Origin of the sequence: Veillonella ratti, from assembly GCF_003992115.1 — a bacterium.
In the GTDB taxonomy this organism is placed as follows: domain Bacteria; phylum Bacillota; class Negativicutes; order Veillonellales; family Veillonellaceae; genus Veillonella_A; species Veillonella_A ratti.
Genome location: NZ_RQUX01000005.1, coordinates 123,132 through 134,294 on the forward strand (window position 1 = coordinate 123,132; position 11,163 = coordinate 134,294).

General features: G+C 41.8%; 10 protein-coding genes. 3 read left to right on the forward strand and 7 right to left on the reverse strand.

The features are described from left to right. Position 1: 1 nt before the first annotated feature. Both grcA3 and pflA read left to right on the forward strand, forming a co-directional pair. Positions 2-241, forward strand: a complete 240-nt coding sequence (gene grcA3 / locus EO124_RS03690) for an autonomous glycyl radical cofactor GrcA3 (RefSeq protein WP_127058387.1) — start codon at positions 2-4, stop codon at positions 239-241. A 148-nt stretch (positions 242-389) separates the two neighbouring features. After that, positions 390-1,166 carry a pyruvate formate-lyase-activating protein gene (gene pflA / locus EO124_RS03695; protein ID WP_127058388.1) on the forward strand — a complete coding sequence of 259 codons (777 nt, stop codon included), beginning with the start codon at positions 390-392 and terminating at the stop codon, positions 1,164-1,166. Between the two features lie 556 nt (positions 1,167-1,722). On the opposite strand, the gene bcp is transcribed toward pflA, so the two are convergent. From bcp to EO124_RS03725, 6 genes are all read right to left on the reverse strand, one after another. Further along, a complete protein-coding gene (bcp, locus tag EO124_RS03700; RefSeq protein ID WP_127058389.1) occupies positions 1,723-2,190 on the reverse strand; it encodes a thioredoxin-dependent thiol peroxidase in 468 nt (155 codons plus the stop codon). A 628-nt stretch (positions 2,191-2,818) separates the two neighbouring features. Beyond that, a complete protein-coding gene (gltS, locus tag EO124_RS03705; RefSeq protein WP_127058390.1) occupies positions 2,819-4,132 on the reverse strand; it encodes a sodium/glutamate symporter in 1,314 nt (437 codons plus the stop codon). A 399-nt stretch (positions 4,133-4,531) separates the two neighbouring features. Beyond that, a complete protein-coding gene (gene gltS / locus EO124_RS03710; RefSeq protein ID WP_127058391.1) occupies positions 4,532-5,833 on the reverse strand; it encodes a sodium/glutamate symporter in 1,302 nt (433 codons plus the stop codon). Between the two features lie 176 nt (positions 5,834-6,009). Then, entirely contained in the window at positions 6,010-6,300 is a 291-nt protein-coding gene (locus tag EO124_RS03715) for a helix-turn-helix domain-containing protein (protein ID WP_127058392.1), read from the reverse strand. 216 nt (positions 6,301-6,516) lie between these two features. Further along, the gene (locus EO124_RS03720) at positions 6,517-7,794 is read right to left on the reverse strand and encodes a nucleobase:cation symporter-2 family protein (protein ID WP_127058393.1); all 1,278 of its coding nucleotides are present in this window, start codon (positions 7,792-7,794) and stop codon (positions 6,517-6,519) included. Then, a complete protein-coding gene (locus EO124_RS03725) occupies positions 7,794-8,162 on the reverse strand; it encodes a CGGC domain-containing protein (protein WP_127058394.1) in 369 nt (122 codons plus the stop codon). Before EO124_RS03725 ends, EO124_RS03720 begins: the two co-directional genes overlap by 1 nt. Before the next feature lie 408 nt (positions 8,163-8,570). Between EO124_RS03725 and EO124_RS03730 the strand changes: the two genes are divergently transcribed. Continuing rightward, positions 8,571-9,725 (forward strand): iron-containing alcohol dehydrogenase, encoded by a 1,155-nt coding sequence (locus tag EO124_RS03730; protein ID WP_021842160.1) that lies wholly within the window; start codon positions 8,571-8,573, stop codon positions 9,723-9,725. 297 nt (positions 9,726-10,022) lie between these two features. Here the strand turns inward: EO124_RS03730 and EO124_RS03735 are convergent, their stop codons facing one another. Continuing rightward, positions 10,023-10,925 carry a LysR family transcriptional regulator gene (locus tag EO124_RS03735; RefSeq protein WP_127058395.1) on the reverse strand — a complete coding sequence of 301 codons (903 nt, stop codon included), beginning with the start codon at positions 10,923-10,925 and terminating at the stop codon, positions 10,023-10,025. Positions 10,926-11,163: the final 238 nt, after the last annotated feature.

Below are 11,163 nucleotides of genomic sequence, written 5' to 3' on the forward strand. Positions count from 1 at the left end.
TATGAGCAACGAACAACAAATCGATAATTTAGTAGAGTTATTGGATGGCTACTCTGAAAAAGGCGGCCATCATTTGAACGTCAACGTTTTCGACCGTGAAATGCTCCTCGATGCGCAGCAGCACCCTGAAAAATATCCACAGTTGACCGTTCGTGTATCCGGTTATGCCGTGCACTTCAACAAATTGACGAAACAACAACAGGATGAAGTTATTTCTCGTACCTTCCACGAACAAATGTAACTTCTATCCCTCCCCTTCTCAGTAGTTATATATAGTGCAATAGGCTCCCCGTATCGAGGAGCCTATTGTCATATTTTAGACCCGGACCTGAAGCTGACATATCCTTCAGGAGGTCAACCTGTATTTAATCTTTTTTGAAAGGCGTATTATGATTGGACGAATTCATTCTTTAGAAACCATGGGCACCGTTGACGGCCCCGGTGTACGAATGGTGCTATTTTTACAGGGCTGCCCGATGCGCTGTGCTTATTGCCATAACCCGGATACGTGGGATGCGCAGCAAGGTAAAAATATTACCATCGAAGAAGTATGGGAACAATTTGAGCGCAATCAGAGTTTTTATAAAAACGGCGGTCTCACCGTTACAGGTGGCGAAGCATTAATGCAGTTGCCGTTTGTTATCGAACTGTTCAGCTTCTTTAGAGAACGGGGCATTCATACGTGCCTCGACACGAGCGGCATCTACTTTGAAGAAAGTCAACGCGAAGAATACGAAAAGCTGATGGCCGTAACAAGTCTTGTTATCTTAGACCTTAAAGAAATCGACGATGACAAGCACATCGCCTTAACCGGCCAAAGTAATAAGCAAATCTTGAAATTTGCCCGCTTCATCGACGAGCACAATGTTCCGATTTGGGTGCGCCATGTGGTGGTGCCTACCATTACGGACAATGCGGATAGATGGTATCGCCTCGGCTTTTTTGCAGGTTCTTTGAAAAATCTCGAGACCATTGACTGCCTGCCTTATCATGTGATGGGCACGGCTAAATATAAGGAAATGGGTATTGCCTATCGCCTGGAAGGCATCCCTCCGGCCAGCAAAGCCTTGGCGGCACGAGCGTCACAAGTCGTACTGGAAGGGATTAAGGCGTATCGACGTCAGTGGTGGAGTGCGTTGGCACCGGCTCAGGAATCGGCGGTTTAAAATAGCTTGCGAACCAAAGAATAAAATACTTATAGCAAAGCCTCCTATATCTATCTTTCAGTCCCCACCCATTCGGCTAAAAAGGCGTTGGTCCCGTCTCACAAATCGACGGTTGTTCATAGCGTGCTGAATTCAGTATTATAACTCTTAAACAAAGAAAAATACACCTATCTCTCAGCCCCCACCCATTCGGCTAATGGGCATTCAAGATAGGTGTATTTTTCTTTTTTCGCAGAGTACCATTATCTATAGTTCAGCACGCTATAGAGCAACAAAGCGATTCCCGCGGGCGGGACCAACTATGAGACGAAAAAGAGCGACCACGATAGATGTATCTCACTTCTTATATAAATAACTTCCACTGTAGTCCGGCACGCTATTGTGCAACCAGCGATTCCCGTAGCCGGCGCAACTTAGAAGAATGCGGAAATCTTTTATCCCTTCTACAGACTAAACATTTCGACTACTTAGGGAATCGCCTAAGAGCGATTTGCTGCAGGCCGGAAGGTTGCCTTCACCATGCGATAGCCGAGGTGGGAAATAAATTTGGAACAACCTATTGAATATTCAAATCAGCCAATAGTTGACCTACATGTTCCTTAGCTTTTACGCCGCGGTAGATATGAGTTAAAATTCCTTTTTCGTCGATGACGAAGGTGGATCGTTCGATACCGATTGATACTTTGCCGTAGAGTTTCTTTTCTTTCATGACGCCGTAAGCATTACAAAGGGCTTCGTCGGTATCGGCTAACAGGTTGAACTGTAAGTCATATTTTTCTTTAAAGTTCACATGACGTTTTACCGTGTCGCGACTGACACCTAATACGACATAGCCGGCGTCTTGTAATTTTTTGTAGGCTTCGTTGAATTGTTGTGCTTCAATGGAGCAACCCGGGGTATTATCTTTTGGATAGAAATATAAAACCACTTTTTGACCGGCAAAATCTTTCAAATTAACCATTTCATTGGCATCATTCACAACGGAAAAATCAGGTGCTTTGTCCCCTACTTTTAAGTCTGACATAGTATCACTCCTTATATAACTTCTAACATTAATTCGCGTAACATTATATCTTGTAATAGTAATTAATCCCAATTACTTCTATTCTTTATTATACACCATCTGCGTCACTTATGCTTAATGACTAAAGACTAGTTACCATTTCACCATATACCAACGTTTAGTTTAAATGCCGCCATATGTCAATTTTTTCAAAAATCACTCATTAAATTACTATATCTAAAAATCTCACTATACAAATATCTTAAAATACGTTATAATTATATTGAAAGATTTAGATTTAATATGACAGTTTTATCAGCATCAATTTCTAATGAAACTGTCTCAAATATAGGGAGGTATTTATGAAGTTTTTATCATCAACAGTAACAACGGGAATTTCTTTTGGATCCGCCTTGGCCATGGTGATTAGCTATGCCAATTGGCACTCCATCCCTTGGGCAATTCTTCACGGCCTATTCGGATGGTTTTACGTTATATATTACGCTTTATTCAAATAGATCCCCCTTAATCCCACTCCTAAAGAAGGAAGGCATTGCCAATACCGAGCGGCAATGCCTTCCTTCTTTTTATATTTTTTAATTACACGATTTTGAATTACATCATCTTAACCGGTTGTTTAATTCGCAAATTAATGGGCAAAGTAGTTAATAAACCACACAATACAAGGTACCGCAAACAAGTCTACCAAGAAGGCGCCACACAACGGCACAATGAGAAAAGCTTTAGTAGATGGTCCGTATTTTTCAACAACCGCTTTCATATTCGCCATCGCATTTGGCGTAGCCCCCAAACCATGACCGGCCATGCCGGCACACATAATAACCGCATCATAGGATTTCCCCAATACCGGGAATGCTACGAATATGTTATACACAATCATGAAAATAACCTGCGACATGAGGATGACAATCATCGGCAATGCCAAGTCGGCCAGTTCCCACAATTTAAGGGTCATGAGGGCCATGGACAAGAAGATGCCAAGACACACGTCGCCGATAAGCCCAATGGTCGGATTATGCAGTTCAACAAGATTAAATTTGTCGTTGATATTACGTAATAAAACGGCAAAGAACATACCGCCCACATAGTTCGGTATAGCAAAGCCGAAAGTATTTTTTACGAAAACGGCTAATTCCATGCCCACGACCATACAGATGGCGATGATAAAACCATGCAGCAGGAATACATGAGCTGCCACTTCTTCACTCACTTCCTTGCCCTCTTCGATTTTTTCAACCGTTAACGCTTCATTCACACTGGTTGTATCCGGACCGGCCACTTGCTCTATCTCTTGAGCTAAACCGGCTGTTTTACCTTCTTCCACTAATTCTTCGTTTTCAGTGGAGCGCAGATTATATTTATTAAGAAAAAATCGAGCGAGAGGTCCACCAATTACACCACCGGCTACAACGCCAAAAGTAGCCGCCGCCATGGCCACCGCCGTAGCTCCGTAAACGCCCATAGCTTCCACTTCCGGACCAAAGGCACCGGCATTACCATGACCACCTTCCATGGATACGGCGCCCATTAAAACGCCGAGTAGCGGATCAAGCCCGAGCACTTTGGACCAAGACACACCGATTACGTTCTGCATAAGGGACAAAAAAGCACATAGAGCCCAATAATAAAATAGCAACTTGCCACCTTTTTTTACCAGTTTAAGACTCGCTATAAGCCCAACGGTAGCGAAGAATGCCAACATAAACGGCGTTTGCAATATAGTATCCATTTTAACGTTCAAAATATTTGTCTCATGTAGCACTAACATAATCAGTGAAAACAATAATCCACCGGCTACCGGTGCAGGAATACAGAATCGACTCAAAAAGCCAACTCGATTAACAATAATGCGACCCAATAAGAGTAGGAAGATTGCCAGTGCCAACGTAGCAATCATATCAAGCTCAATTACCGGAATCCCTTGATCCATAAAAAAGTTCATACTTTCGCCTCCTAGCCAAAACAATATCATTATGGCTAACACCCTGTTACATGTAAGCAGCGGCCCCACCCGGCCGCCAAAGGCTATAGTTATTATGTTAAAAGGCTACTATGCTACAGGCTCCCCGGATACTACCATTTAGTACTATAGCTGACAATCCGACTTCTTTCCACACTACAAGGTACTCATAATAAAGCACACTAAAACACTCATTATAATGCGCACCAAAATACTCACAATTTTAAGTATTCGTTATAAATTCAAATTCTCCTGCTACGAATTACGTATAACTCAAAAATATAGAATATATAATTTTTATTCATAATTCTAACTAAAAAACCACCGCAGTCAATGACTGTGGTGGTTTTTACTTTAAACCGGACCGCCTCTTACCATATCTTAGTGGGCAAAGTAATTAATAAACCATACAATACATGGCAAGGCAAACAAGTCGATTAAGAAGGCCCCACAAAGGGGTACGATTAAGAACGCCTTAGTTGATGGGCCGTATTTTTCAGTAACCGCCTTCATATTCGCCATAGCGTTTGGCGTAGCGCCCAAACCATGACCGGCCATACCGGCACACATAATCACCGCATCATAGGTTTTACCCAGTAACGGGAATACAGCGAATAAGCAGTAAATAATCATGAACACAACTTGGGCACCTAATACGATGAGCATTGGAATCGCTAAATCAATGAGTTCCCACAGTTTAAGGGTCATCAAGGCCATGGATAAGAATACACCTAAGCAATAATCGCCGATTAAATTAATCGTTTCCGTATGAACTTTAACCACATGGAGTTGGTCGTTAAGGTTACGTAAAATTACGGCAAAGAACATGGCTCCCACATAACTTGGAAGCGCTATACCTAAAGCACCTTTGAGCCAGCCGGCCACAGCCAAACCTACGGTCATACAAACAGCAATAATAGCTGAATGAGTAAACAACGAATGAGCCGACACTTCCGATTCAGCGTATTTGCTCTCCTGTTTAGCCGTTTGGGCTACATTGGCATCATCGGAACTAGCAGCTGAAGCTGTTTTACTACCGGTGGATCCTACGGTACCACCGTCAGCCAATTCTATTTCTTCTGTGGAGCGCAAGTCGTATTTATTTAAAAGGTACTTGGCAATCGGGCCGCCGATTAAACCACCGGAAACAAGCCCAAAGGTGGCAGCCGCCATAGCTACCGCTGTAGCCCCAAACACACCCATCGCTTCTACTTCAGGACCGAAGGCACCGGCGGCCCCATGACCGCCTTCCATGGAAACCGCCCCCATCAATACGCCCAGTAACGGATCGATATCTAAAAGCTGTGCCAATGACACACCGATCACGTTTTGCATCAAGGATAAAAAGCCGCAAAGGAGCCAGTAGAATAATAGCAATTTGCCACCCTTTTTCACAAGCTTAAGACTGGCAATCATCCCGATGGTCGAGAAAAACGCCAACATAAACGGCGTTTGCAATAAGGTATCCATCTTAATAACTAAGATATTCGTTTGGTGAAAAATTAACATTAATATAGAAAAAAGCAACCCGCCGGCTACCGGAGCCGGAATACAAAAGCGGCCTAAAATACTGATGCGATTAACCATTACGCGTCCTAAGAGTAACAGCAAAATTGCTAATGCCAATGTGGCAATCATGTCTAATTTTATTACCGGAATCCCTTGTTCCCATAGAAATGTCATAGTTTCGCCTCCTGAATAACAATGCCTTGCAACTCACAGAACAAAAATGCATTTTAAGTATATATTATATTACTTCTACTCATTTATATGATTCTCCTGCTTTTTGTATACAAAAAGGCCAAAATATAGACTATAAAAAAAAGAACCCGCTTACAATAAGCCGGCTCCTATGTAAATTAAATCCATAAAATTAAGTCTATAAAATTAAGTCTATAAAAAGCAGAAACAGCATCCTCTTTCTGCTCCAGAACGAGAATGCTGTCAATTGTTACACCAAATAATACACTTAACGCCACCAAGTTGTCTACACGCGGTAAGCTTTGCCCCCATTGCCATCGGTAAATGGCTTGCGGGTCGCTAAAACCGAATGCTTCTTGCAAGTCTTTAACGGAGTATCCGCTTTTAATCCGTAAAGCCTGAATCTGGGCGCCTGTTGCTACCATATCAATTGCGGGGAACATCTTCATAATAGTCGCCTCCTACCAATGAATGACCAAGTACCATTTGTTGATTCGCTTGTTAAGTTACCTTCTTATTATAGCGTAAAACCGTATTTTTGTCATTAAACTGCAAGTTCAAACAATGATGGCTGGCCGAATGCAATAAAAGCGTTGTTTTTTCAAAAACCTGAGGCGTTATCTTTATTTAGTACCTTTTATTTGCTATCTATTATTTAATGCCTATCATTTGCTCTCTTTTATTTTATCATAGTTAAACAAGATATTGAGCACCACAGCTGTCAAAGCACCTACTACGATACCACTCTCCAGTAGAATACGCACGGACGACGGGAACTGAGCAAATAAATTAGGCGTTACCGTCACACCCAAGCCCAATGTAATGGAGCAAGCGGCAATGAGCATCGTGTTCGAGTCGGTAAGATCTGCTTTGCCCAACATGCGAATGCCGGCCGCACATACCATACCGAACATGGCAATCATAGCTCCACCCAATACAGAGGTAGGAATAATCGTTGCCAAAGCGGCGAATTTAGGCACCAAGCCCAATACGACAAGCATAATACCGCATACTACGATTACCGTGGTTTTGCGTACTTTGGATAATTCCACGAGACCCACATTTTGTGAAAACGTGGTATACGGGAAGGAGTTAAAAATCCCGCCGATAATAGACGCCAAGCCTTCGGCGCGATAGCCGTGAGCCAAATCTTTCGGCGTTAATTTACGATCGCAAATTTCACCTAAGGCCAAGAACACACCGGTCGATTCCACCATACTTACCATGGCCACGATGGTCATAGTCAAAATAGCGCTGGCGTGGAATGTGGGTAGGCCAAAGTAAAACGGTTGTGGAATATGAGCCCACGTAGCTTCCGCCACCGGCGTAAAGTCAACCATGCCTAAGAAGAAGGCCGCTATTGTTCCTACAATGAGCCCCAACAATACGGAAATGGCTTGAATATACCCTTTGAAAAGACGATTCAAAATAAGGATAAACGCCAGCACAGCAAAACCGAGGCTCAAATTCATAACACTGCCAAAATCCGGGCTGCCAAGACCGCCCGCTAAATTATTCATAGCTACGGGAACCAAGGTAACGCCAATAACCGTTACTATAGAGCCGGTTACTACCGGCGGGAAGAATCGCACTAATTTACCAAACCAATGCGAAATAATAAACACAATAAGACCGGATGTAATGATGGCCCCGTAAATAGCCCCTAGGCCCAGCTCTTTACCAATGGCAATCATAGGAAATACGGCCGTAAAGGTACAGCCCAGCACTACCGGCAAGCCGATGCCGAAAAAGCGATTACGCCATACTTGAAGCAGCGTGGCAATCCCTGACGTCAATAAATCGGCCCCAATTAAATAGGCAATCTGCATAGTAGTCAGATTTAAACTACTGCCCACGATAATCGGTACGATAACAGCACCGGCGTACATGGCCAATACATGTTGCAAACCTAAGAAAAAAGTTTGGCTTTTACGTAATTCCATTATTCTGCCGCCTTCGGCTGACGCGCTTTCAATTCTACCGCCATTTTGCCCTTACCTTTACCATCCGGACTGCCGTGCGTATAGCCGACTACGTCAAAATATTCAGCACAAGCATCGGCAATGGTTTCGTAATCTTCGTTTTTACTCTTCGTACATGTCGAAATATGCACCACATCCACACCTTTTTTGCGAAGGGTTTCCAGCTTTTTCGTCAAATCACCGCCGGAATGGCTAAATCCGACTAATTCAATCTCTTCCCCTTCATAGCGGGCAAAGGAATCTTTCTTACCCATAAATGCCCCTAAGCAACCGCCGCAAGAGCACCGTTGCATCGTATCTTCATTGACTAAAATAGCTATTTTTTTCATATATCCACCTGCGTTTCTTACAATTAACTTAAACTTTTACATTCGTTTAAAACATCGGATTAATTTAAGACCTAATGATCTTAGTTTTTCTAATCGACTTAAAACTTTTACTTCACAAATCGTGAAATTATTGTTTAAATCGCACTTTTTCGAAGATATGTCAAATACCCTTTACTCATAAATAAGACATATTTTTTCATGTATATACGAACAAATTAACCCATACTACCTGTATATTATATAACAATCCGCCTAAAAGCTGTGTTGCTCCGGCTTCTTTTTCAGCGGCTTTACTATTTAAATTATTCATAGTTAAAATCACTTTTATACATTGTTTTAATCTTGAAAAAAGCGTACAATACAAATATAAACACCGTTCGAATTATGTAAACATTAGGAGGTAAATCCATGGCTTATGCAACATTTCGAATTCCACACACCATCATTCATGGCGACGATGCCCTCACCCATCTCTCAAAATTAGAAGGCAAACGCGCTACAATCGTGACCGGTGGCAACTCCATGCGCAAATTCGGCTTTCTTGACGAAGCAAAAGCCCAACTTGAAAAGGGTGGTATGGAAGTTCAAATCATTGACGGCGTAGAACCGGATCCATCCATCAAGACTTGTATCGAAGGCGGCGCTAAAATGGCCGAATTCCAACCGGATTGGATTATTGCCTTAGGTGGCGGCTCCCCTATGGACGCAGCCAAAATCATGTGGGTATACTACGAATACCCGGGCTATGATTTCATGGAACTTGTGAAATTCAACTTCCCTAAATTACGCACTAAAGCTCGCCTCATCGGTATTCCTTCCACTAGTGGTACTGCTTCCGAAATTACAGCTTTCAGCGTAATTACCGATACGGACAACAACATTAAATATCCATTGGTATCCCCTGATTTGGTACCGGATATTGCTTTATTAGACAGCCGCATTCCATCCAAAATGCCACCGCTCATTACAGCGCAAACCGGTATGGACGTAATGACGCATGCTGTTGAAGCTTATGTATCTACAGCAGCCGATGATTTCACCGATCCATTGGCACTCCATGCTATTCAATTGATTTTTGAATATTTGGAAACAGCTTACCAGGAACCTGACAATATTAAAGCACGCGACAAAGTACATAACGCCTCTACTATGGCCGGCATGTCCTTCACCAACTGCTCCTTAGGTATCGTTCACAGTATGGCTCACAAAATCGGTGGTGAATTCCACTTAACTCATGGCGAAGCTAATGCTATCTTGTTACCATACATCATTCAATACAACAAAAAAGCTACCCAGAAATATGCTCAATTGGAAGGTATTCTCGGTATTGAAAACCTTGAACGCGCTATCTGGAACCTCAATAAACGTTTGGGCTTAAGCAAAACGATTAAAGATGGTTTAAATACTGTTATTCCGGAAGACAAATTCTTAGCCGTTCTCGATCGTATGAGCGAACGCGCTCTTGAAGATGCTTGTACGTTGACTAACCCACGTAAACCAACCGTAGAAGATATTAAGAAAATCTACGAAGCAGCTTACTACGGTAAGGATGTAAACTTCTAATGTATACGTCAAAGCTGTAAAATGCTGGCTTATACAGCAAAGCTGTAAACTTCCAGCTTATTCAGCAAAGCTGTAAACTTCCAGCTTATTCAGCAAAACTGTAAATTTCTAACTCACAGTTTTATAACTTAGGCATTATTTAGGGAGATGGGCATACGTCACTATGCTCAGTTATCTAATTACTTCCGAATTCCAAATAAAATAATGCAACAAACGCGGTTTGACCGAAAGGTACAAACCGCGTTTTCATTTGATGAGACAAACTTATGTAAAGCACAAAACTAATTTTCCCCAAAATCAGCCGTTAACTCCTACTTTTTGAACAATGTAATCCATAAACGTTTTCATTGTTTCCCATTTAGAGTTGTTGTTACGATATACAAAGCAAACCTGAAGATTTAACGGTTTGGCTAATGCATAGATACCATCCTTAATACCAAGTGCATCCAATAAATGACGGGAAATCAAAGACCCCGCTTCATTGCGCTGACAATAGGCAATCATGGCATACGGATTAGATAAACGTACTAAATGTGGTAAGGACTGGCGTCCTTCTTCCGAGAAGTAGGATTTCAAACGATGGCTCATGAAATATTTTGGTGGATACATAACCATTGGATAATCCAACAATTCTTCAGTGTTCAATACTTTACCGGCCGGTAATTCGCGCTTAGGCGCATAATACACTACAGAATCTTCACGGATAGCAATACTTTCATAGCTACTCATATCTTTATTATTTGGCAAGTAGCAAGTACCAATGTCAATGCGGTTTTCACGCAAATCCAGTAACATTTCTTCTTCTTCCATGTCATAAATGGAAATAGAGAAATTGGGGTTAGTCTGTTGAAAATACGATACATGCGCATTCTTACGCACATCACCGATACTCCGCAAAATACCTACGTTGAGCATAGGCCGTTCCAACTTATTGGCCAAACGAATGCTATGAATAGCACGTTCCAGTGTTTCAATAATATGCTCTGCTTCCGGTAAGAATTTCTCACCTTCCGCTGTAAGGCGGCTACCACGGGTAGAGCGAGCTATTAATTTTACACCAACTAAACGTTCCAGTTTTTTCATCTGCGCACTAAAAGCAGATTGTGTAATATTAGCAGCTTGAGCAGCTAACGTGAAGTTACCCATTTTACTATAGGTTATAAAACTTTGTAACTCTTGCAGAGTAGGTAGTTCATCCATCTTATCATCTCCTTTTCATGCATTACATATTCATACATTCATAATACGTATAAAATTCCTTCAACGACTGATGAAGGTAGTCTCTCTTCTTTAACCTTAGTATACCATGTATTGATTCAGTTAGAAAAGAGATATGTACAAAAATTTTATAAATTTATCGATACTTTCGAACATTAAATGATGACATTGGCGGTATTATTCAAAACATTTATTAATAATTTTATTCATTCATTTATAA